This is a genomic window from Paenibacillus hexagrammi (genome assembly GCF_021513275.1).
Taxonomy (GTDB): Bacteria; Bacillota; Bacilli; order Paenibacillales; family NBRC-103111; genus Paenibacillus_E; species Paenibacillus_E hexagrammi.
Map to the genome: position 1 here is coordinate 1,675,414 of NZ_CP090978.1, position 24,826 is coordinate 1,700,239.

At 49.8% G+C, this 24,826-nt stretch carries 14 protein-coding genes; 10 read left to right on the forward strand and 4 right to left on the reverse strand.

Translation table 11 applies throughout. The annotated features are described in order from the left end of the window. Positions 1-30 precede the first annotated feature (30 nt). Complete coding sequence (locus tag L0M14_RS07155; RefSeq protein WP_235121488.1) at positions 31-1,110, reverse strand: permease; 1,080 nt, start codon at positions 1,108-1,110, stop codon at positions 31-33. A gap of 111 nt (positions 1,111-1,221) precedes the next feature. Here L0M14_RS07155 and selD point away from each other — a divergent pair, with 111 nt between their 5' ends. Together selD and mnmH are read left to right on the forward strand one after the other, a co-directional pair. After that, on the forward strand, positions 1,222-2,271 hold the full coding sequence (gene selD / locus L0M14_RS07160) for a selenide, water dikinase SelD (protein WP_235121489.1): 1,050 nt from the start codon (positions 1,222-1,224) through the stop codon (positions 2,269-2,271). A gap of 14 nt (positions 2,272-2,285) precedes the next feature. Next, complete coding sequence (gene mnmH, locus L0M14_RS07165; RefSeq protein WP_235121490.1) at positions 2,286-3,317, forward strand: tRNA 2-selenouridine(34) synthase MnmH; 1,032 nt, start codon at positions 2,286-2,288, stop codon at positions 3,315-3,317. A gap of 231 nt (positions 3,318-3,548) precedes the next feature. Here mnmH and L0M14_RS07170 read toward each other — a convergent pair whose 3' ends face one another. Genes L0M14_RS07170 through L0M14_RS07180 form a run of 3 tightly spaced genes read right to left on the reverse strand, consistent with a single transcriptional unit; the run spans position 3,549 to position 6,900 of the window. Then, positions 3,549-4,841 carry a sensor histidine kinase gene (locus tag L0M14_RS07170; RefSeq protein ID WP_235121491.1) on the reverse strand — a complete coding sequence of 431 codons (1,293 nt, stop codon included), beginning with the start codon at positions 4,839-4,841 and terminating at the stop codon, positions 3,549-3,551. Positions 4,842-4,852: 11 nt separating this feature from the next. Beyond that, positions 4,853-5,329, reverse strand: a complete 477-nt coding sequence (locus L0M14_RS07175) for a hypothetical protein (protein WP_235121492.1) — start codon at positions 5,327-5,329, stop codon at positions 4,853-4,855. Next, a complete protein-coding gene (locus L0M14_RS07180) occupies positions 5,326-6,900 on the reverse strand; it encodes a response regulator (RefSeq protein WP_235121493.1) in 1,575 nt (524 codons plus the stop codon). Before L0M14_RS07180 ends, L0M14_RS07175 begins: the two co-directional genes overlap by 4 nt. Before the next feature lie 157 nt (positions 6,901-7,057). Here L0M14_RS07180 and L0M14_RS07185 point away from each other — a divergent pair, with 157 nt between their 5' ends. The 8 genes from L0M14_RS07185 to L0M14_RS07220 all read left to right on the forward strand — a co-directional run bounded on the left by L0M14_RS07185 (position 7,058) and on the right by L0M14_RS07220 (position 24,745). Beyond that, the gene (locus L0M14_RS07185; protein WP_235121494.1) at positions 7,058-7,975 is read left to right on the forward strand and encodes an ABC transporter permease; all 918 of its coding nucleotides are present in this window, start codon (positions 7,058-7,060) and stop codon (positions 7,973-7,975) included. 23 nt (positions 7,976-7,998) lie between these two features. After that, the gene (locus L0M14_RS07190) at positions 7,999-8,901 is read left to right on the forward strand and encodes a carbohydrate ABC transporter permease (protein WP_235121495.1); all 903 of its coding nucleotides are present in this window, start codon (positions 7,999-8,001) and stop codon (positions 8,899-8,901) included. A gap of 115 nt (positions 8,902-9,016) precedes the next feature. Then, a complete protein-coding gene (locus tag L0M14_RS07195) occupies positions 9,017-9,340 on the forward strand; it encodes a hypothetical protein (RefSeq protein ID WP_235121496.1) in 324 nt (107 codons plus the stop codon). After that, complete coding sequence (locus L0M14_RS07200; protein ID WP_235121497.1) at positions 9,304-10,575, forward strand: ABC transporter substrate-binding protein; 1,272 nt, start codon at positions 9,304-9,306, stop codon at positions 10,573-10,575. The genes L0M14_RS07195 and L0M14_RS07200 overlap by 37 nt, the downstream gene beginning before the upstream one ends. 124 nt (positions 10,576-10,699) lie before the next feature. After that, the gene (locus tag L0M14_RS07205) at positions 10,700-14,239 is read left to right on the forward strand and encodes a glycosyl hydrolase 53 family protein (RefSeq protein WP_235121498.1); all 3,540 of its coding nucleotides are present in this window, start codon (positions 10,700-10,702) and stop codon (positions 14,237-14,239) included. A 14-nt stretch (positions 14,240-14,253) separates the two neighbouring features. After that, the gene (locus L0M14_RS07210; RefSeq protein WP_235121499.1) at positions 14,254-15,225 is read left to right on the forward strand and encodes an Ig-like domain-containing protein; all 972 of its coding nucleotides are present in this window, start codon (positions 14,254-14,256) and stop codon (positions 15,223-15,225) included. A gap of 349 nt (positions 15,226-15,574) precedes the next feature. Beyond that, a complete protein-coding gene (locus tag L0M14_RS07215) occupies positions 15,575-17,638 on the forward strand; it encodes a beta-galactosidase (RefSeq protein WP_235121500.1) in 2,064 nt (687 codons plus the stop codon). Between the two features lie 276 nt (positions 17,639-17,914). Beyond that, the gene (locus L0M14_RS07220; RefSeq protein WP_235121501.1) at positions 17,915-24,745 is read left to right on the forward strand and encodes a family 43 glycosylhydrolase; all 6,831 of its coding nucleotides are present in this window, start codon (positions 17,915-17,917) and stop codon (positions 24,743-24,745) included. Positions 24,746-24,826: the final 81 nt, after the last annotated feature.

Consider the following 24,826-nt stretch of genomic DNA (forward strand, 5'->3'; position numbering starts at 1 on the left):
ATATGCTTCTTTTTGTGTTCGAGATTTATTTCATAAAATCAATAAGCCTGTGATGCCGCTGGCAATGCCGAGAACAATCACAGCTGCGGTAACAAACAGCAGAACTTTTCTTGGAAATGACCGGGATACCATGAGCAGCGAAGGCAAGCTTACAGATGGCAAGGTGATCAGGAGCGCCGCTGCGGGACCGGTTCCAAGTCCGAACGAGAGGAGCGTCTGAATAATTGGAATTTCGGCCGCCGTCGGAATGACGAAGAGCATGCCGGCAATCGCAAAGCCGGCGATGACGAGCAGGCTGTTGGAGCTAGTTTCGCTGACCGCTGGAAACAACCAGGCTCGTGCTGCGCCAAGCACAAGAACGGCTATTAGGTAAGAAGGTACAAGATGAATGATCATTGACCAGACACTGCTGAGCCACCTCGTTAGCATCGTGCCTGTCTGTTCCTCTTCCTGTAATCGTGCGGTTTCCTTTGTAATTTCCTTAGGCAGCTCGGCATTTGCAGCAAATCTATTGGCCATGTAGCTGACGCCGAACGTTAAAAGAAGTCCGAACACAAGCCGGATGAGCGTGAATTTCCAGGACAAGACGAACGTCATGAAGACCAGTGTTGCAGGATTAATCGTCGGATTGCCAAGCCAGAAGGCGAGCGTGGAGCCGACAGATGCGTTCTTTTTCCGCAAGCCGACAGCAATTGGAGCCGCACAGCATGTACACATCATGCCTGGAATGGATGCGAGACCGCCAGCAACGGTGCTGCCGAACGAGGTCTTGCCGAGTACGCGGAACAGCCAGTTTGCAGGGATCAATACTTGAACAAGAGAACCGAGCAAAATGCCTAAAACCGCTGCTTTCCAAACTGATTTATAGTAGGCCAGAGCATAATCCCAAGCGGACTGCCATGATGGAGCCGGCGCTACTTGGTTTTTACCGGATACGATGGAGGATCCGATGGTGTGCTTAGTTGCGGCATCCAACGCTTTATGATAATAGGGCCACCACTTTACATAGGTAAGACCGACAAAGGCAACAATTAGAAAAATGATAACAAAAAATGCGATTTTTTTGTTATCGGGATACATTTTCGTGCTGGAACTTCCGGTATGTGTCATGTGCTCCTCCGTCATTAGGTAATCGCATTACAAATCGGTTATCATTATAGCACATCAAGCTGATCTAAAAAAAACATACCTAATACGATAACTTCGAGAGGAAGGATCTACATGTCTGCAACTGAAAAAATCAAGCTAACCTCCTACTCAACCAAGGGAGGATGCGGTTGTAAAATCGGGCCTGGTGACTTGTCCCAAGTCATTCGTTCCCTGCCTCCTGCCGTCGCTAATCCCAATCTTCTTGTCGGAATTGATACAAGTGATGACGCGGGTGTTTATCAATTGACGGATGAGCTGGCGCTAGTCCAAACCGTCGATTTTTTCACGCCGATTGTTGATGATCCGTATTCGTTCGGACAAGTTGCCGCGGCGAATGCGATCAGTGATATATATGCGATGGGCGGCAAGCCCCTAACCGCGCTGAATATCGTTGCTTTTCCGATCAAAACGCTCGATAAACAGGTGCTGGCGGACATCCTGCGCGGAGCCGGAGACAAAATGAACGAGGCCGGTATCACCCTTGTCGGGGGGCATTCCATCGATGATAATGAGCCTAAATTCGGATTAGCCGTGACAGGACTTGTCCATCCGCAAAAGGTACGCACGAACGCCGGCGCGAAACCTGGGGACAAATTGATTCTGACGAAACCGATCGGTGTAGGCATCTTGACGACCTCCATTAAGAAAGACAAACTGACGGAAGCAGAAATCCAGCGTGTCACCTCTGTCATGGCAACGTTAAACAAGACGGCTGCGGAGACGATGGAGCCTTATGAAGTGCATGCATGCACGGATGTGACCGGGTTTGGACTCATCGGCCATGCGCTGGAGATGGCTAAGGGAAGCGGCGCAGGCGTTCGGATTACGGCAGGTAACGTTCCGGTATTGCCAAGAGTACGTGAGCTGGCAGAGGAAGGATTCGTGCCGGGCGGCACGAAGAATAATTTTGCCCACGTTAAGGATTCCGTTACGTTCCCGGAAACGCTGGATCAGGTGGGACAATGGATCTTATGTGATGCAGTCACCTCGGGCGGCTTACTCATCGCCGTTGAAGGACAGCAAGCGGAGGAGCTCTTGGCAAATCTTCAGCAGGCAGGCGTAGAGGCTAGTCTCATTGGCGATGTTACGTCCGAGCACCCTGGGCGCATTGTTGTCATTTAAAGGAGAGATCATCATTGTTTCAAGACATCACGATTGAAGAATTACTGGAGCTTCGCCATAAAAAAGAAGTGGTTTCGATCGATGTTCGTTCAGGGTCGGAACATGCAGACTCCACGATCCCGGGTAGTTTGAATATTCCTTTATTCGATGATCCGGAGCGTGCGGAGATAGGAACGATCTATAAGCAAATTAGTGTACAAGCGGCAAAGGATAGAGGGCTGGAGATTGTTTCGGCCAAGCTGCCGACGTTTGTTAAGACATTTGAACAAATCAAGGAGCCGAAGGTTGTATTCTGCTGGCGCGGCGGCATGAGGAGCAAGACGACGGCCACGGTATTGTCGCTGATGGGCATCCGAGTCTACCGGTTAATAGGCGGTTTCAGGGCTTATCGTAAGTGGGTCGTAGAAACATTAGAAACGATGCAGCTTAAGCCGCGGGCTCTTGTTGTGACGGGTTACACCGGCGCTGGGAAATCCAAGATTTTGAGGCAGCTTCAGCAAGAGGGGTATCCGGTTCTTGATTTGGAAGCTATGGCGGGACACCGCGGCTCGATCTTTGGACAAGTGGGCTTACACGCGAACAACCAGAAGACGTTTGAGTCCAAGCTTGTGTCGGCTCTCATTCAGAACGAGCATTCGCCATATGTGCTGCTTGAAGGAGAGAGCAAGCGGATCGGGAAGGCGGTTCTCCCTGAATTTTTGGTCCAAGCCAAAGAGACAGGTGTGCAGCTGATCATCGAAATGCCTATGGAGGAACGGATTCGCCATATTCTGGAGGATTACAAGCCACAGCAGTATAAAGATGAGCTGCTCCTGGCATTTCAGCATATCAAGGACCGCATTCATACGCCTATTGCGAAAGAGATTGAAACAAGTATGACAGAGGACCGCTTTGAGGATGCCGTCCGGCTGCTGCTCGAATATTATTACGATCCTCGTTACGGGCATGCGATGAATCAAACCGAGCACGAGCGTATTGTGATTCAAGCAAGTAACGCGGAGGAAGCGGCAGAGCAAGTAAAGGCTTACCTAGCGGGAATTTTTTGATCAATCCATAGTCAGAGTCCGGCCTCGCATTCACTGTTCATGTAATGAAAAATTCCGTGTTTCTCTAATCCTTTATGTATTAAGGAGTAGAGTGAGCACGGAATTTTTTTGACGAGAGAGTTTTATACATTTAGGCAACCCACCGTAAAGCACCTGAATCAGCTTCAAAGCCAAAGCTCTACTTTGTGGCGGTTACTTGTATACTCATATATACCTTTGGAGCAGCCTCAATCAATCCTCTTCGCGGGTAACCGGGATTGAAATGTTCACCTTGGTGCCTTCGCCCCACTTGCTCTCATAGGTAAGTCCAAAGGAGGGGCCGAAGTGATGCTGCAGGCGTTCGGTGACGTTCTTAACGCCATAGCCGCTGCCGCTGTGACGGCTCTTGCTGATGCCCGCGCGGGCATCCTGCAGCTGCTGGTCGCCCATGCCGATGCCGTCGTCGGCGACGACCAGATGAATGGTATCCGCTTCCAGATAAGCGGTTATCCGAATCGTGCCCTCCCGGCCGGGCTTGCCGAGAATGCCGTGAAGGATCGCGTTTTCCACGATGGGCTGCAGGGTGATTTTGGGAATACGGTTATCCATAAATTCGTCCGGGACCAGATTTTCAAAGGTGATCTTGTTCTCGTACCGGATGTTTTGGATCTGAACGTAGAAGGTCACATGCTGCAGTTCTTCGCGCAGCGTGATGACATCCTTGCCGTTGCTAAGGCTGACTTTGTAGAAGCGGGAGAGCGCTTTGACAACCTTCTTGATGTCAGCGTTCATGCCGCTGTCGGCCATCCAGTTAATCAGGTCCAGCGTATTGTACAGGAAGTGCGGGTTAATCTGTGATTGGAGAGCTTTTAACTCCGCGCTTTTTACTTCCTGGCCCAGCTTGTACTGCTCCTTGTTGAGCCGGCTAATCTGTTCGATCATGTAGTTATACGTGCTGATCAGCTCGCCGATTTCATCGGTGCCTTGCGTTTGCGCAAGCGCGATGAAGTTCCCGTTTTGCACATCTCGAAGCCTTCTCGTAAGCTGTGTAATCCGTCTGGTGACAGAAAAGGAGAATAAGTAGGCAATGACGTAGGTAACCGCTGTTACGATCACGAGCATAAACAGCAAATCGTTTCTCAATTGACGGCTCTGCTGCACGACCTCGTTCAGCGGAATGACCGTTACCATGCTCCATTGCGAAGAAGGAAGAGCTCGGTACAGGTAATAATTGTTGTCATTCTGCCACTGGGCAGTCACCGCATCGCTCGTTGAATCAGGCAGCTCGAAATCCGGAAACGCCTTCATATCGGACGCGAGAATCACTTGATGGTTGTTATCGATCAGGAACGTGGAGCTGTTCTTGACGACGTTCGCCTTCTTAAGCATGGTCTGCAGCACTTCCTTCTGTACATCCATCCGCAGCCGTCCGATTGTCTTTAGGTAATCGTTGGGATCGAGAATGCTCCGCACGACATAGAGCGAAGAGCTGTCGCTCACATGATTAGGTCCCATGTCCGAAGGCGAGCACCATATGTATTTCATATGGTCTTCCTCTAGCCGATTAAAGCAGGGACTCCCTCCGAATTATTCAGAGGCAGGAAGTTCTCGCCCTCATTGGCAAAAATGAAGGAGTTGGGTACATACAGCAGCACCCGGGATATATCGAGACTGTCCTGCATGGATTTGAGCATCAGCTTTAGGCTGTTATAGTTTTGCAGCTCTTGATTGATGTTCTGGATGTCGACGGTGTTTAGCAGCAAATCTGTTACGGCCGCATTGGAAATCAGCACATTAGTTGATTCCGCAATCCGCTGTACCCGGTAGCTTAAGAAGGAATAGGTCTGGTCGAAGCCTTGCTCTGCCGAATAGGTTACATGGTTGATCATAATCCGGGACATCTTGTCCGAAGCGATGAATTGATATAAGGCCAATGGAACAATGATCAGCAGCAGGTAGGTGTACAAAATTTTGTGTCGCAGCTTCGTATTGTACAGCCATTTGCGAATGTATCGGGTAATGGAAAAGGTCATAGCTGGCTGCGCTCCCGGAACTCGGAGGGCGTCATGCCGGTATGTTTCCGGAAAATTTTAGCAAAATACTCACCGTCTTTAAAGCCAACGCGCGAAGCAACGTCAGAGACCTTGTAACGGTTTGTTTTGAGAATGTCCTTCGCCTTTTCCATGCGGTATTCGGTTACATATTGTTTGATCGTTTTGCCAGTAGAATCCTTAAATGCGGCAATCATATGGGACGAGGTCAGCTGCAGCACTTCGCTCATTTCTTGTACAGATAGATCGTCCTCCATATAATGCTGATGGATGTATTTAATGACTCGAGAAGCAAGTGCGGAGAGACTGCTGCTGCCCCGTTCCTCCAGGATTTGCTGAAGTTCGGTAAGCTTGGCGGCAGCCGCAGCATGCACATCCTCCAGGAAATGGCACTCAAGAATGAGCTCCCATGCTAGATTTCCTTGCTCCGACACCGGAAACAGGGCGATGTTGTTTGACTCGGCGAAGGTATGAAGCTCCAGCATCAGCCTGTAGTATAACTCCTTGACGCTGGCAATCAGCGTATGGGGCCGTTCGCGAAGCTGGCTGGTTACGTTCCTCAGCAGCTGCGCCGCCTGCTCCAGGCTGCTCTCGATAAGCAGCTCCTGAAACTGCTTAAACAGGTCAGGGTCCGCTTGATACTGCTGCAGGTTTGCGCTCGCCTGGTAGCTGTCATGAAAGACGACGGAGCCCGGCTTCTGATAAAAGGCTTCCTGCAATCTGACTGCTGCAGCGGAATACGATACCAGAAGCTGACCTGGCCGCGGGACGATATTACCTGCTGCGATTGAATAGCGGTACTGCTCCTTATTTAAGCTTGAAGCGAGCTTGTAGCTTATGGACTGTACGTCAAGCGGCTGAAGCATTTCATGATTGCTGGAGAATATATGTACGACGATATGGAGCTCGTCCCGCTGTGCATATAAATACGGAAAGCCTTGAGAGATAAGTCCTTCCTCCAGAAGTGGTGCCATGACCTCGGCAAAGGTGCCGCCATTCACGATCTTCAGCAGAATCGTAACAGAAGGCGAGTGCGGGGGGGCATGAAATCCGGCAGCAGCGAGACGCTTCCATAATGCGTCGATGTCTTGATTTCCTCGTATCAGCTGTAAAGCGGCTTCCTGCTTGACGATGGCAAGGTTTTCTCTGACCGCAGCATCATTATCCAGTAAGCGCTGTTCTTCTTTACAAATCGCGATTGTATGCTGTAGGGCTTCGTCCAATTCATCGATATCGATGGGCTTTTCCACGTAGCTGATCGCCTTTAACGAAATCGCAGCCTTTAAATATTCCTTATCTGCGTATCCGCTCATGAAAATAATCTTGCAGTTCGGATACTTTTTTCTTAGTTGAAAAGCGAATTCAATTCCGTCCATGCGGGGCATGCGAATATCGGAAAGCACGATATCAGGCTGAAACTGTTCGGTTATGGTCATCGCATCCAAACCGTCAATGGCTTCACGAAGCTCTGTAATCCCCAACTTCTCCCACTTGATAGATTTTCGGATGCCGTCTCTTGTGAATTTCTCATCTTCAATGAAAAGAAGTTTCATACGTTCATTCCTCCCTGATGTAAGGTTAGCTCAATTTTGAACCCTGCGCTAGCAAAAAAACTTACAGACAATCGATATTTTATCGGGTTAAAAGCCGGCTCGATCCCTGATAATCTTATTACATCAACAACAAGATTCAATTGGGGGAGATCGACAAATGAAACATACGTTGTGGGATAGAGTCAGGGCAAACCGGACATTGTTATTCATGATTGCGCCCGCGACACTGTACTTCTTGCTCTTCAGTTACGTCCCAATGGCTGGCATTGTACTCGCTTTCAAACAGTACCGGTACGACCTCGGCATTCTGCACTCACCCTGGGTCGGATTCGATAACTTCCGATTTTTCTTCATTACGGGGGATGCGTTTAAAGTAACACGGAATACGCTGCTTTACAACGCGGCATTTATTGTTATCAACAACGTGCTGCAAATTGCAGTCGCCATTCTGATGGCGGAAGTCGGCAGCAAGCTGTTCCGGAAAACAGCGCAAACCTTAATGTTCCTGCCCTACTTCTTATCCTGGGTAGTTGTGGGAGCGGTTGCGTATAATCTCTTCAATTACGAGCACGGTACGATCAATACGTTACTGAAATCGCTGGGTATGACGCCGCTGGATATTTACACGACCTCGGAATATTGGAAATACATTCTGGTCTTTTTCTCAGCTTGGAAAGCGGTAGGATATGGAGCGGTATTCTATATGGCTTCAATCCTAAGCATTGACAAGGAAACGTATGAGGCTGCCGAGATTGACGGAGCGAACGTTTTCCAGCGGATTTTCTTCATCACACTGCCTTCACTGAGACCGACGATTATCATTCTGGTGCTGCTTGCGATCGGGAACATTTTCAGAGGCGACTTTGGACTCTTTTACCAGCTTGTGGGCAATAATGGCTTGCTGTATGAATCTACGGATGTCATCGACACGTTCGTGTATCGATCTCTCACTGTCAATAATGAAATCGGGATGTCCTCAGCAATCGGCTTTTACCAATCGGTTCTGTGCTTCGTTACCATCATGCTGACGAATTACATCGTCCGGAAGAAGGACAAAGAGAATGCACTATTTTAACAGCAAGGAAATTAGCGAGGTGATTGTATGAAAACGATGAGTGTGAAAAAAGTCACTGGGATCAGCGCCTGTTGGATCTTACCGGGTACGTATTTGTAGGGCTGATTAGCTTGGCCTGCTTGATCCCTTTTATTCTGATTATAAGCGGCTCCTTTACAAGTGAAGCATCGATTACAAGCGACGGCTTTCGCCTTTGGCCTAAAGAATTTTCTTTGAGTGCCTACTCGTTTGCTCTAGCTCATCCGCAGCAGTTTATCAGTTCCTATGTACTGACGATCTCGTTAACAGTTGGGGGAACCTTAATCGGGCTCTTCATATCGGCCATGGCCGCATATGTGCTGCAGCGTCAGGATTTTGAGTGGAGAAACGGATTTGCTTTCTTCTTCTACTTCACCACTCTATTTAACGGAGGGCTCGTTCCGTGGTACATTCTGATGGTCAACTATCTGCATATGAAAAATACGTTCTGGTCGCTCCTGCTGCCGCCACTGTTGAACGTCTTCTATATCATCATCCTTCGAACTTTCCTGCGCAGTATTCCTGATGCGATTACTGAATCGGCGAAGATTGACGGGGCGGGGGACTTCACGATTTTCGTCCGCTTGATTCTGCCGCTGGCCAAGCCTGGTCTTGCTACAATTGGATTGTTCACAGCACTTAATTATTGGAATGATTGGTTTAACTCTCTCTTGTTCGTACAGGATGAGTCCTTATACACGCTCCAGTACCTTCTATATAAAATGCTAGGCAATCTGGAGGGTATCCGCAAGGTCATGGCGATCTCCGGTATGCATGTAGCCGACCTGCCTGGAGAAAGCTTGAAGATGGCGCTCGCCATTCTCGTAACAGGTCCGATCGTGTTCCTGTATCCGTTCGTTCAACGTTATTTTGTACAAGGCTTAACCGTAGGCTCTGTGAAAGGGTAACCCCGGGTTAGCCGGACAGAATGATGATATAATGAATCTTTATCAACATGCTGCCTGGGGAAACCGGTTATCATAAAGGCTTTATTCATTCATTTCATAAAAGGGGAGACACACCATGCAAATCATGAAGAAAAGATTAGTAACGCTTGGATTGGTATCGCTCGTTACAGTGGCAAGTGTATTGTCAGGCTGCAGCAAGGGTAGCGAATCAGCCAGTCCTGCGCCGGACCAATCGGCGGCTCCGCAAGCAAGCGCTTCCGCTTCCGGCGGCATCGATACCAGCAAAGAAGTAAAGTTGAAAACCGTCTTGCTTGGCTCCAAACCGAAAGATTTTGACGAAGTTTACGCGGAAGTCAACAAGATCATGAAGCAAAAAATCAATGCAACGCTGGATGTAAGCTTTTGGACTGGGGCGAGTACCAGCAGAAATATCCGCTGATGTTCGCGGCTAATGAAGACTTCGATCTTGTATTCTCTGCTACTTGGTCCTACTACGCACAACAGTCCGTGAAGAACGGCTATATGGAACTGACCGAGGACATGCTGAAGAAGTATGCGCCAAAGACATGGGCGGAAGAGCCAAAGGTCGCTTGGGAGCAGGCGAAAGTAAACGGCAAGATCTACATGGTTCCGCAAAATAACTTCGAGTACAGCTATCACATGATCGGAATCCGCGGAGACTTGAGAGAGAAATACAATCTGCCTGAGCTGAAAACCTATGACGATTATACGAATTACTTGAAGGTCATTGCCGAGAAAGAAAAGGGCTACACGCCTAGTATTGGCGCCAGCGAGTTCAACACGGTAGAGCTGCTTCAACCGAATGAGTGGACCTATGTCGTACCTCAGCTGCCGATTGCATATAAAGTTACGGATCCGTCCAGCGCGATTTTTAACTATGTAGAGACTCCTGAATTCGTAACCTATGCTCAAAAAATGTACGACACGCAAAAGAGCGGTGCATGGGCTCGCGACGTTATCGCCTCCAAAATTGATAAACAGCAAGCCTTCAAGGACGGTAAGCTAGCCTCTCTGGAATGGAACCTGGGAACGCTGCTGCGTGCGAAATCCGAGCTCCAAACCACGCATCCGGATTGGAAAATGGAATTGTATGACCTGAGCGGCGATAAGAAGCGCCTTGCGAATCCGTTTATCAACAACGGTATGTCGATTCATGCAGGTTCCAAAAATGCAGAACGCGCTCTGATGGCGATTGACCTGCTGCGTTACGATCCAGAAATTCACGATCTGACGAACTATGGTATTAAAGGCAAGCACTACGAAGCGATCGGCGACGATCAGTTCAAACCGCTTCCTGCTTCCAAAGACTTCCCGCCTGCCGGCACATGCCCTTGGGGTTGGAACTCGCTGCATGAGCGTCTGGATTCCACTGTAGCTGAGGAAACAGCGAAATTCACAAATAATTGGAAACAAACAGTAACAGTCAACCACCCGCTTGAAACCTTCACATTCGACGATTCCAAAGTGAAAAATGAAGTAGCGGCTGTCAGCAACGTGATGGATGCGTTCGGCAAACCGATTTTCTACGGATTGGTCGATCCTAATGATGCAAGCCATGGTGTGAAAGTATTTAATGAGAAATTAAAGCAAGCCGGCATTGATAAAATCATTGCTGAGATGCAAAATCAAGCCAATCCGCTTCTGAAAAAGTAATTGGAAATAGCCTGACTGTTGAACCGCCTTATGCCTCGGCTGGGGCGGTTCAGCATGTGCAGGTATGGCAACTGGCCTAAGTGGAAGCGCTTCCAAATTGTAAAACGAAAGGATATGAGAATCCATGAAAAAGCTATTCGCAAGTGTCTTAGCTTCCTTACTGGTAGGAACAGCTTTGCCTGCGGCTGTCTTGGCTGATGAAGCAGGACCTGTATACGGCGATATCCACATCAATCCCATCGAAGGAATGAACTCGGATTTCATCAAGGGCGCCGATGTGTCCATGCTGAAGCAGATTGAGATCAGCGGGGGCAAGTTCTATGATAACGGCGTGGAGAAGGACGCGCTGCAGATTCTGAAGGATCACGGCGTCAACTGGGTGCGGCTGCGCGTGTGGAACAACCCTGTCGATGCCAACGGCAAGCCGCTGGGTGGCGGTAATAACGATAAAGCGAGAACCATCGAAATCGCGAAGAGAGCGAAGGATCTAGGGCTTAAGGTGCTGCTTGATTTCCATTACAGCGACTTTTGGGCGGATCCTAGCAAGCAGAATAAGCCTGCGGCTTGGGTTGGCTTAAATACAGAGCAGCTGCAGCAAGCGCTCTACGATTATACGGCGGACGTTGTCAGCGGAATGCGCGATAACGGGGCCATGCCCGATATGGTGCAGATCGGAAACGAGACGAACAGCGGCATGGTATGGCCCGATGGGCAAACGTCGGGCAGCGGCGGCTATGACGGCTGGGCGAATCTCGTGAAGCAAGGCGTGCAGGCCGTTCGGGATAACGATCCGAATAACGGTGACCCGGCGCTCCGCACGAAAATCATGATTCATCTGGCTGACGGTGGAGATAACGCGCTGTATCGACGCAATTTTGATCAATTGACCGCCCGCAATGTTGATTTCGATATCATTGGCTTCTCCTATTATCCATATTGGCACGGAACGATGCAGCAGCTGAAAGCGAACATGGAGGATATTGGCGCTAGATATCATAAGCAAGTGCTTGTAGCAGAGAATGCGTATGCGTATACGCTGGACGATGCTGATCAATTTTCCAACAATTTCGGACCGTCCCAAGAACAGCTTGGCGGCTACAAAGCGACCATTCAGGGACAAGCGCAGGAGGTTCATGATGTTATGGACACCGTGGCCCATGTCTCCGGGGGCTTAGGTGTGTTTTACTGGGAGCCTGACTGGATTCCGGTAAAAGGCGCAGAGTGGAGCTCCGCAGACGGCGAGGGCAACGGCTGGGAGAATCAGGCGATGTTCGATTTTAACGGCAATGCGCTTCCTTCGCTGGATGTGTTCAACCGAGTATCCGACTCGTCCTCAGGCCAGCCTTTTGTTGCAACCGCTACGACGGTTCAACCGGTGGATATTCATATGAGTGTAGGCGGCACGCTGCTGTTACCAGACAAAGTGAGGGTTGAATTTACGGACGATTCCGTGAGAAGCTTGCCTGTTGAATGGCAGCAGCCGAACACGGATGATTTGAAGCATCCTGGGACTGTAACGCTTCAGGGCACGATCGATGGCGCTGCTTTACCGGCAACAGCCGTCATTACGGTGCAAGGTGCTACCAATTATGTGAGCAATGCGGGCTTTGAGCTGGGGGACGGCAGCAGTTGGACGATCGAAGGCGACAGCAATGCCGTCAAAGTCGTATCCGATAGCGCTAACGCTCACAACAGTGAGTACGCTCTGCATTACTCATTGAATCAGGATATGCCGTTTACCGTATCTCAAAAGATTACCGGACTGAAAAACGGCACCTATACGCTGAAAGCTTGGTCGCAAGGCGGGGGTGGCGAGAACAGCCTAAAGCTCTTTGCAAACGGCTATGGCGGTAAAGAAAAGACGGCCGATATCGTGAATACGGGATGGGTTCAGTGGAAGCATCCTGAGATTACGAATATTGAAGTGACCAACGGCGAAATCACCATTGGTGTACAAGCGGACGGGAAGAACGGCAACTGGGGAAATATCGATGACTTCGAGCTGTACACCGATTCGACGGAAATGACAATTACAGCCCCGGACAGTGTAAAGAAAGGGCAGCAATTTATGGTACAGGTTGGAAATAACGGTCTTGTAGATACTCTCTATGCGCAGGATTTCAAGCTGCAATATGATCCGGCTGCGATGGATTTCGTGTCAGCTCAGAGCGCAGATGCCAAGACGCTGCTGCTGGCCAATGAGCCGGTTGGAAGCGGCATGCAGCGCTTTATCGTGGCTCATGATGGAGGTAAGTCAACCGACACCGGAACCTTGAATCTGACGTTTCAAGCCAAGTCAGTGACCGATGCGACGTATGGAGACATCCGCATTCTTAGTGCCGAATGGGGTGGAACTCCTGGGTCTGCTCTCGTTGAGCCTGCTCTTTTAGGATCGAAGCGAATTGCTGTGACGAATGCAAGCAATGGCGGAAACAAGAGTTCAGGAAGAGGTGGTGCTTCAAGCTCGAGCACAGAGAAGAAGGTAGAAAAAGGGGTTAACGGTTCCATCAAGGTTACGCAGAAGCCTACGCTGCAGGCGAACAAAATGGCTATGGCCGCCATCAGCGCGGATGATTGGAAGCAGTTGATCGAAGCAGGATCGAATTCAAATAGTGCGATTACATTGAGCATAGACGCGATCGATGGAGCGGAGGGCTACGCGCAAAGCTTGCCAGCAAGTGTTCTTCAAGCTGCAGGAAGCGGTCAATCCATAACGATCAACACTCCTTTAGGATCGGTTACGGTTCCTGCCGACATGCTGCTTAGCCAGCACTTGTCCGGAAGCGACCAGGTTGTGATCCGCATCGGTAAAGTTAACACGGCATCCTTCGGCGAGTCACTGAAGAATCAATTAGGTAATAAGCCGGTCGTTGACCTGAGCTTACAAGCATCTGGTAAAACGATTGCCTGGAACAATGCTGATACACCTGTGACCGCAGCTATTCCGTACACGCCTACGGCTGAGGAACTGCAGCATCCCAATCACCTGACGGTTTGGTATATCAATGATAAAGGTAAGGCAGAGGCTATTCCGAACGCAGCATATGATGCCGAGAGTAATAGCGTTGTGTTTACTACCCATCATTTTAGCAACTATGCAGTAGCTTATGTGGAGCGATCCTTTGCCGATTTGTCCGGATATGATTGGGCGAAGCAAGCCGTCGAATCCCTAGCTTCCAAGGGGATTACGAATGGAACTTCCGAGACGAGCTTTAGTCCTCAATCCTCCGTTACACGTGCTGATTTCCTGGTCATGCTTATGCGGGCACTTGGTTTAAGCGCCTCGGTGGATGCTAATTTTACAGATGTGAAGCAAGGAGTCTACTATTACGAAGCAGTTGGGGCAGCCAAGAAGCTTGGCATTGCTGCTGGATATGAAGACGGTACGTTTGCTCCGAATGCTCCAATCAGCAGGGAAGACTTGATGGTGCTCACAGCAAGAGCGCTTAAGCTGAGTAAGAACTGGAATCCGCAGACGGATGCTTCTACTGTCCTGAAGTCCTATGAGGATGCTTCGGCCATTCAGCCGTATGCAGTTCAAGCTATTGCTGCTCTGATTCAAAGCGGCGTAGTAAGCGGCAACGGTACCGGTTTGGCACCGCAAGCCGATACAAGTAGAGCGGAAACAGCCGTGATCATCTATCGGGCATTGCAATTGAAATAGGGGAGGGTCTAAGTATGAGAAGCGTTAGAGTTAAAATGAAACGTAAATCGGGCATCCTCGCAGTGAGTCTGCTTGCCTTTAGCCTTGTGGCAGGAGGCGTCGGCGTATCAGCGAATGAGCCTGTCAACTATGTGCAAAACCCCGGATTTGAGGATTCGAATTCGAATGCCTGGGTGTTTCAAGACATCTCAGGAGCTGCCACGATTAATGGCAATAACACGCACGCCGGGTCCAAGGCGCTGAATTATTGGCTGGGTTCACCTTTCGAATTTACCGTTTCCCAGACAATAACCGGTCTTCCTGACGGCAGATATTCCGTATCCGCATCTGTAGAAGGCGGGGGCGGGGAGTCGGAAGCGCAGCTGTTTGCCAAAGATTTTGGCGGAGCGGAGCTGACTTCCGATTACACCAATACAGGCTGGGCAGTTTGGAGTCAGCCGCAGATTACGCATATTAACGTCGTGAACGGACAGTGCACGATCGGCTTCCATATCAAGGGCAACAGCGGCAATTGGGGTTCCATGGACGATGTGGTGCTGACGCGAATCGGCGAATTGGAGACGGACGCGGTGCCACTCACGATCAATCCGATTGAAGTGGATGCTTTCGTTCATGACGTTCCGAGTCTGCCAAGTGTTATCAAAGCGGTGTACGCAGACGATCAGTCCGCGATCCGTACACCGGTTCAGTGGGAAGCGATGGACAGCTCCACCTTTGCTTCGCCTGGAACGTTTACAGTACAGGGAAGTGCGGAAGGCTTCGGACAGCCGGTGACGGCTACGGTTCATGTTACTTATAAGCCGATCGATTTGAACGGGGATTCGGTCGTCAATGCACTAGATCTTGCCTGGGCGACTTATGCCCTGCATGCCCACATTGGTGATGCAAAATGGGACGAAGTGAAAGCGGCGGATATCAACAACGATGGAGTTATTGATCAAGCTGACCTGGGACTTATTGTCGCTGGGATGGTAAGCGCACCTTAAAGGTTATAAAGGAAGACCATTCGGTATAACAAGCCGGATTAAACTCTTGATAAAGCGGGAGTGAAGAGCTCAGTAGTTTTCGGAGAAGCGAAGCGGTTGCCTTTGACAGTTTTGTTATCACCTTTACAGCTTTTATTTAAATCGAATAACAATATGTCAACAGCAATCGGAGAAAAGCTACTGAAGCTCGTAACGGACCTAGCTTTATCTAGAAGAAAGAACATCCGGCAATTAGACCGGATGTTCTTCCTATTTCTACAGAGAATCGATATTTTATCGGGTAACGGCGGACCGCTCACACTGGTACAATAGGGGTGCATGACTTAGACACGTAAAGGTGGTTATCCGAGTGAAGAAATTCTCACCTATTCATCCGAAAGTGACAGGCTTCCTGCATGGAGCTGACTATAATCCCGACCAATGGCAAAAGTATCCGCACATCTTGGAAGAAGATATCCGGCTCATGAAGCTGGCCAAATGCAACGTCATGTCCGTTGCGATCTTCGGCTGGTCGGCGCTGGAGCCGGAAGAAGGGCGGTTTACATTTGAGTGGCTGGACAATGTACTTGATCGATTCGCGCAAAACGGCATCTACGCATTCCTTGCGACTCCAAGCGGAGCAAGACCTGCATGGATGTCGGCCAAATACCCCGAGGTGCTGCGGGCAGCGCCTAACCGGGTGCGCAATCTTCACGGGCAGCGGCACAATCACTGCTACACGTCTCCCGTGTATCGTGAGAAAGTAACAATCATGAACAGCAAGCTGGCCGAAAGGTACTCGTCCCACCCTGCCGTCATCGGCTGGCATATCTCCAATGAATATGGCGGAGATTGCCACTGTGATTTTTGCCAGGATGCTTTTCGAGGCTGGTTGAAGAACAAGTACGGTTCCTTGGAAGTGCTCAACGATGCCTGGTGGACGAGCTTCTGGAGCCATACGATTACCGATTGGTCGCAGATCGAATCGCCTGCACCGCACGGAGAGAGCATGGTACATGCGATGAATCTGGACTGGAAGCGGTTTGTCACCGATCAAACGGTCGATTTTTGCAATCATGAGATTGGGCCGCTTAAGGCTGTGAACCCGCAGCTGCCGGTGACGACCAACTTTATGGAAGGATTCGAGGGGCTTAATTATTGGAAATTTAGCAATGTACTTGATTTTATCTCCTGGGATGCTTATCCGACTTGGCATGACAAAGATGATGAGAGTGATTTAGCGGCATGGTTCGCGCTCAATCATGATTTGTTCCGTTCTTTGAAAAAGGGCCAGCCGTTTCTTCTAATGGAAAGCACGCCAAGCTTGACGAACTGGCAGGAGGTCAGCAAGCTGAAAAAGCCGGGTATGCACCTGCTTTCCTCCATACAAGCTGTGGCCCATGGCTCGGATTCGGTTCAGTATTTCCAATGGCGCAAGAGCAGGGGCTCTAGCGAAAAGCTTCACGGCGCTGTGGTTGACCATGCCGGTCACGAGCATACCCGCGTATTTCGCGATGTGACGGAGGTAGGAGAGACACTTGAGCAGCTAAGCGAAGTGCTGGGTACGTCTGTTAGCCCGGAAGTTGCGCTGATTTTTGACTGGGAAAATCGCTGGGCGGTTAAGGATTCCCAAGGCCCGCGTAATATCGGCATCAAGTATGAGGAAACGGTGCGTCAGTTCTACAAGCCGCTTTGGAAGCGGGGAGTTCCGGTTGATATCATCGATATGGAGTGCGACTTCTCCTCGTACAAGGTCTTGCTGGCACCTATGCTGTATATGGTAAGACCCGGTGTAGCCGAACGGATCGAACGTTTTGTGGAAAATGGCGGTACCTTTGTCGCCACCTACTGGTCGGGCATCGTGGATGAGAACGATCTGTGCTTCCTCGGAGGCTTCCCCGGACCGCTGCGCAAGACGCTGGGCATTTGGTCTGAAGAAATCGACGGGCTGCATGACGGGCAAGTGAACGGTGTGAAGTGGAACGAGGACAATAGCCTGCACATTCAAGGAACTTTTGAAGCCAGAGAGCTGTGTGACCTGATCCATTTAGAGGGAGCTGAGGCGCTTGCCGCCTACACAAGTGATTTTTATGCAGGACGTCCTGCTTTGACGGTAAATCGTCTTGGAAAAGGTAAAGCTTACTACATCGCAAGCAGGAACGACGAACAGTTTCAGCAGGCAATGATGGATGCGCTTGTTAATGAAGCTGGCGTTGCGCGAGTCATCGAATCTGCACTCCCGAATGGAGTTACTGCACAGTTGAGGTCAGACGGAACGAACGACTATGTGTTTTTGCTGAATTTTAGCAATGAAGTGGTTGAGGTTAATCTTGACTCGTGTACGTATGTGAATCTGCTGACGAGTGAATCTGTTCCAGGATCGGTAGACTTGAAGCCTTACGGAGTTCAAATTCTGAAGCGAGAAGCAAAGTAAGCGTGGTGAGACGCCTTTGATCGGGCGTCTTTTCTTAATTCTGCTTCTATGATTGGATAGATACAAAACGGAACATATATGGAAAAGAGTGGCGGATTCCGCCCTCTTTTTTCATTTTTATAGCTGTATGTCCCCGATGAATGGCGGAATAGTATAAAAAATGCGAGATTTTTCTAAATACGAAGTCAGATTAATGATACATAATGTAACTGTTGATACAATCAGGAGAGGAGGGCAGTCGCGCTTCACATACAACTATAAATGGGAGGAAACCAAGTGAAACCGCTCTCAGTCATTCGCAGTAAACGTATGCGTTCGGCATGGATTTGCACGCTAGTCGCTTCTATGGCTATTTCTTTATCTCCACCTGTTCTAGTATCGGCAGCGGACGAGAATCCTGCTGTTTTTCAAGATGATTTCGGTGACAACAACTATACAGGTTGGACAACGTATGAAGGTACATGGAACGCTGCCGACGGCGCTTTGCACACGAACAAAGGTGCAGGATACAAAGCCGTAGCAGACGGCACCAATTTTAGCAATTTTACATATGAAGCTGATATTTCAGTGAAAGACGGGCTCAATTCCGATAATGCCGGACTTATCTTCCGGGTCTCGAATCCGACGAATGGGGCCGATAATCTCAAAGGCTATTACGCCGGTATCGGCGTCAATAATATCGTGCAAGTGGGGCGCATGAACAACAGCTGGACCGAACTCGCCTCTATTCCATACAAGATTGAACAAAACAAAACGTATCACATGAAAGTAGAGGCAACGGGAAGCAATATCGAGGTATACATCAACGGGGAACATGTAGTTAGCGTCGTGGATTCCATGTTTACATCAGGCTCTGTCGGTGTACGGTCGTTCTGGGTAAATTCGACCTTCGATAATTTGAGTGTGACGGATACAGGTCCTGTAACGCTGCCTGACTATGACTGGTCCTGGGTGAAGGGAGCTGTCTTCGTACCTACGAATGCCGTCAATCAGGTGCAGCAGTGGGAAGAGTACGACCACGACATTAATGACCGCGAGCTCTCTTACGCGCATGCTTATGGCATCAATATGGTGCGTGTGTTCATGCATAATCTGGTGTGGAAAAAAGACCCGGAGTTGATGAAGAACAATCTGGAGGATTTTCTTCAGCTGGCTGACAAATACGGGATTAAGACCGAGCTTGTCTTCTTTGACGACTGTTGGGACGACCACCCGCATCTTGGGCCTCAGCTTCCTCCACGGTACGGCGTACATAACAGCCGCTGGATGGAAGGCCCTGGCGATGATATCAAAGCCAACTATGCCGCCAACAAACAGGATCTTAAGGACTATGTTCAGGGCATTGTCAATGCTCATCTTGACGACCCGAGAATCGCTTTCTGGAACATTTACAATGAGCCGAGCAATGGTGAAAGCGGTCTCATGAATACCGTGACGAAGCAGCTGATGAATGATGCCCGCATGTGGATTAAAGATACAGGCTCCAAGATTCCGGTTTCCTCCACAGCCGGCAACTTCTCCGGAGGACCGTTCTCAGATTTTATCACCTGGCATCCTTATGATGCGAGTTATCCGCTGCCATACGGCGCCAGCCGCCAAGTTCTCGCGGATGAAGCGATGAACCGCTTGAATCAGTCTGTACCGGGCATAGTAGAGCATTACGGCAATAAAGGCGTTGGTTATGTTATGTGGGAGTTTGGAATCGGCCGTGATAATACGCGTTTTCCTTGGGGAACGGATGTGAATCCGGCGACTTCGGAACCTGCTGTACCGTTTCACGGTATTGTCTATCCTGACGGACATCCTTGGGATGTCAATGATGTGAAGGCGATTACCGGTGATGCTTATGATACGCTTCCGGTATACCGGGTTCAGTATTATAAGGATGAACAGTTCACGGATTTGGCTAAAACATCCATTACGCCGCGCATTGATTTTGATCTGGGCGATGAGAAAGGGACCGGTTCGCCGGATGCGTCCGCAGGAATTGCGGAGGATCATTTCTCCGTCCGTTGGGCAGGAACGGTGCAGCCTTCGGAAACTGGAGCGTACACGATTTACGCCGACAGCGACAACATTGCCAAAGTTTGGGTAGGAGATACGCTGGTGGTGGATAAGGCTAGCAACACTCGGGAAGAGGCGAGTGGAAGTATAGAGCTGATCGGTGGCAAAACTCAGCCTGTACGAGTCGAATATGTGCACGGTACTGGTAACTCGAGTCTGCATGTCAGGTGGTCGGGTCCGGGCCTGCCTAAGCAAGCGATGCTGCCTATTTATTCAGGAAAAAGTGTTGAATCTATTGCTATCAAGCCGGCTTCGGTGAACTTGAAAGTAGATGAATCCCTGCAGCTTCAGCCTGAATTTACGCCGGTTGATGCTGCTAATCAGGAAGTTACATGGTCTTCCAGCAATCCGGGAATCGCTTCTGTGGATGAACATGGCAAAGTGACCGGAAACAACGAAGGCAGTGTAACGATTACAGCAACATCCAAAGACGGAGGCTTCACGGCAACCTCCCAAATCAGCGTTGCAGCCAGTACGATGTTCAAGAATCCGATTGTATCGGCTACCGCTGCGGATCCGAGCATCGTATTCAAAGACGGTTACTATTACTACGTCAAATCAGATAAGGATGCTTCCATTCTTATAGCGAAAGCCAAGAGGCTGCAAGATATCGGTTCGGTTCCGCGGGTAACGGTGTATACGCCGCCAAGCGGTACGAAGTACTCGAAGGAGGTATGGGCGCCTGAGCTTCAGTTCATTGACGGCAAATGGTATATCTATTTTGCTGCGGATGACGGCACTAATGATCACCACCGTATGTACGTTCTGGAAGCTGACTCCGACGATCCGCAAGGTACATATACCTTGAAAGGCAAAATTTCGGATGCGACTGACAAATGGGCGATTGACGGAACCGTGCTTGTGAAAGACGATAACTCCAAATATTTTGTCTGGTCGGGTTGGGAAGGCGATACGAATGTAAAGCAAAATATATACATTGCCCCGATGAGCAATCCTTGGACCATCAGCGGACCAAGAGTGCAGATATCTACGCCTGATCAAGCATGGGAGCGCAACGGCACGCCTTATATAAATGAAGGACCTGAGGTTCTGCAAAAAGACGGCAAAACCTTCATCGTCTACTCGGCAAGCGGCAGCTGGACCGATGATTATAACCTAGGCATGCTGACTAATACGGACGGCGATATGTTAAATTCTGCCTCCTGGACCAAATCAGGTCCTGTGTTTAGCAAGCAGCCGACTGCTTACGGTCCGGGGCACAACACCTTCACGAAGTCACCGGATGGCAAAGAAGACTGGATCGTTTATCATGCGGATGAGGTTTCCGGAGGTGGTTGGGGGAACCGAAGCGTGCGCGCGCAGAAGTTTACCTGGAATGAAGATGGATCGCCTAACTTCGGCATTCCTGCTGCTTATGGATCGCTAACCGAGGAACCATCGGGTACACCTAATGTCGCAAGACAGAAGCTGGAAGCTGAAAATGCGGAGCTTGGCGGTTCAGCTGCTGCGGTCTCAGCAGCTAATGCATCCGGCGGCAAGGTGGCCGGTCAATTAGAGCAGGCTGGTGACGATTACGTTCAATTTACGGTAAATGTTCCAGAAGCGGGTACCTACACGCTGATTTCTATGGCGGATAACGCCTCGAATAGCGGTGCCGAGGCCCAGCAGGATGTATCCGTAAATGGCGGATCTGCACAAGTGATCAGCTATAAAAACTACGGGCAAAATGTGTTTGCTCCTGCTTCCATGGACGTTCAGCTGCAAGCAGGCGGAAACACCATTCGTTTCACCAAGAAAACGAACGATGCCCGCATCGACTATATTGTCGTTGATCCACTTGAGAATGATGGAACCGGAAAGCCAGTTACGAGCTTGGTGTTGGATAAATCTTCCTTAACTCTGCAAAACGGGGAAAAAGGGACACTGACAGCTTCTTTGAAGCCGCTGCAAGGCACTGACAAACGGGTGACTTACGTTTCCAGCAATCCTGATATAGCATCCGTCTCCTTAGCCAGTACAGATACTGCAACGGGGAGCACGACGCTGACAGTGGAAGGAAAGCAAGTGGGAACAGCAGAAATTCGTGTCGTGAGCGCAGTTAACGGCAGCTTGATTGCTTCAAGCACCGTGACGGTTCGCGGACTGCCAGCAGAGCCTGATCTTTCGAAGTTTACGGTGGATTCCTTTGACAGCAATCAGTTGGACAGCGCTTGGTCGATTTTCCAGGAGAGTGCATCCAATTGGAGTTTGACGAAAAATCCGGGTTCCTTGACGATTCATACAACAGCGACGGACGTCTACCAAGATAACAATAGTCAAAATAACGTGTTCTTGCGTGACCCGGGAAGCAATGATTTTGAAATTGTGACAAAAGTAACGGCGCCGATCGGGTTGAATCATCAACAGGCGGGCCTATTCGTCTGGCAGGACGCAGACAATTTCGTCAAGCTGGGCCATGTGTGGGCGAACGGCAAAATCATCGAAACTGCCTATGAGCTGAACCGTGTGTACCAGAAACCAGGCAACTACGCACCGCATCCGGGCGGTGACACCATGACACTCAAGATCAAGAAGCTCGGTAACGTATATACCACCTATTATTGGGACGGCTATCAATGGATCCAAGCTTCCGATCCGGTAACCGCTAATCTGAATTCAATCAAAATCGGTCTCTATGCCAATAACATTGTTGCGAACAACGATCCGATTGATGCGAAATTTGAGTATTTTGCGGTTCGTCCGATCAATGGAGGAGTAGATCTTGATCAGAAAGCATTGACGCTTCAGGTAGGCGAGAATGCTCAGCTCCACAATAACGGAGCCAGCGGAGACGATGTGATTTGGACGTCTGCGAATCCTGATGTGGCGACTGTTTCAAGCACTGGACTTGTTGAAGCCAAATCTGCGGGAAGAACGGTGATCGAAGCGGCAAGCGAAGACGGCACCTATCACTCGGAATCTGTTGTTACCGTGCCAAGCTCGAACCCGCTTCCTGATGTGCTGTATACCAATGATTTCTCTGGTTCTGCAGCGCAAGGCTGGACGACATACGGAGGAGCATGGAGCATGACAGACGGCAGTTATAAGGTAAATAAAGGAGCCGGATATAAGTCTGTTCTTACAGACAAAAGCTTTACCGATTTTGTCCTCGAAGGCGATGTGCAAATTACAAGCGGAGATGAAGCCGGGCTGATTTTCCGTACAAACAACGAAGCTGAAGGTGCTAACGCCTTTAACGGCTACTATGTTGGTATTAACGCAGCAACACAATCCGCTGTGCTTGGTCAGATGACCAAAGGAACATGGACGGAGATTGCTTCAAGAAAGCTTCCTATTATGGCGGGACAATGGTATCACCTGAAAGTTGTCGCGGACGGCGCACACCTTCAAGTGTTTGTGAATGACAATCCATTGAACCTGGCCCCATATCCGAAGTTTGATTTGCTGGAGTCTTCCCATCTTTCGACCGGTCACATTGGACTTCGTACATCGAATGCTGATGCCATGTTTGATAATATCAAGATCAGCTCGTACAAGGACACGGTAACCGGACCGACCTACACGAACTCGATCGTGGCCGATATTGCCGATCCGTTCGTGCTTCACCATGACGGCATGTATTACTTATATGGGACGAATACATCACAAGACCCTAATGCTCCCAAAGGCTTCAAAGTCTACACGTCCAAGGATCTTGTCAACTGGCAGGAACAATCCGAGCTTGCTCTTAAGCTTGGCGACGTGTGGGGCACAAGCGGGTTCTGGGCTCCGGAGGTTGTTGAGAAGGACGGAACGTTCTACATGTATTACGTCGCGAATGAAAGACTTGGCGTTGCAACAAGCGCTTCTCCGCTTGGACCTTTCGTTCAAGATGTGAAGCAGCCGATTCATCCGGATACGCCGGAGATCGACGCGCATGTGTTTACAGATGACGACGGGAAAAGGTACTTGTATTTTGTCCGGTTCAATCAAGGTAACGAGATTTGGGCGGCAGAGCTGAATGACGACATGAAGACGATTAAAGAGGACACCCTGAAGTTCGTATTCCGGGCTACGCAGGAGTGGGAGCTCAGCCAAAAACAGCCTGTAGCTTCCATTAATGAAGGACCGTTCATGATCAAGCATAATGGCACGTATTACCTCACGTATTCGGGTAACCATTTCGAAAGCCCTGATTACGGCGTAGGCTATGCGACAGCTCCGACACCGATGGGCCCATGGACGAAGTATACGTATAATCCAATCATGAAATCGAATCTCGTCGTTCCGGGTGCAGGGCATCATTCTCTTGTGGAATCCCCGGATGGCAAAGAGCTCTTCATGGTGTACCATACTCATCTCAAACCAGGTGTGACCAATCCGAGAAAGCTTGCCATAGACCGCGTTCACTTTGTGCCGCAGGCTAGCGGACCTGATGCGATGGAGGTATGGGGACCTACGATCACACCGCAGCCGGTGCCTTCCTCAGACCAAACAGAGCCTGCTGAGGCTTCTGCGGTATTGAGCGGCGGAGGAACCGTGGCTCCTGGCCAAAGCTTCGACCTGACCTTCGGTCTTAGCCATGTAAGTGTATCGCAAAGCGTGTATGCGCAGGATGTGACGGTTACCTACGATCCATCCTTGTACCAATTCGTGGATGCCGTTTCGCTGAAGGACGGGGTATCTGTTGTCGGCAAAACCGAACAAACCGGCAAGGTTCGTCTGCTGCTTGCAAGTATCGGTGCAGGCAATGCGGTTTCCGGCGACGCGAATGTGCTGAAGCTTCAATTTACTGCCAAGAACATGGCTAGCTCCGCATCTGGCTCTATTGGTGTCAGCAGTACCATTTCGGACGCGAATGGGGTAGAGACCGAGCTTGGGGCCGTATCGGCGGCCGTCAAGATTGAGATTGTCGCCAAACCGGGTGACATGAACCATGACGACAGAATCAGTGTCGGAGATCTGGCTATCGTTGCAGCCGCATATGGCAAATCATCCAGTGATCCGAATTGGAGCGAGTATCAAAAAGCCGACGTCAATGGCGACGGTAAAGTCGATCTTCTTGATTTGGCGGAAGTAGCCAGACGGATGTTCTTGGAGTAAGAAAACCGAGCAGTTCATTTCGAGCTTTAGTAGATTTCTCCGAGTGCTATACGCTTCTCCAAAGAAAGGGACCCGATACGT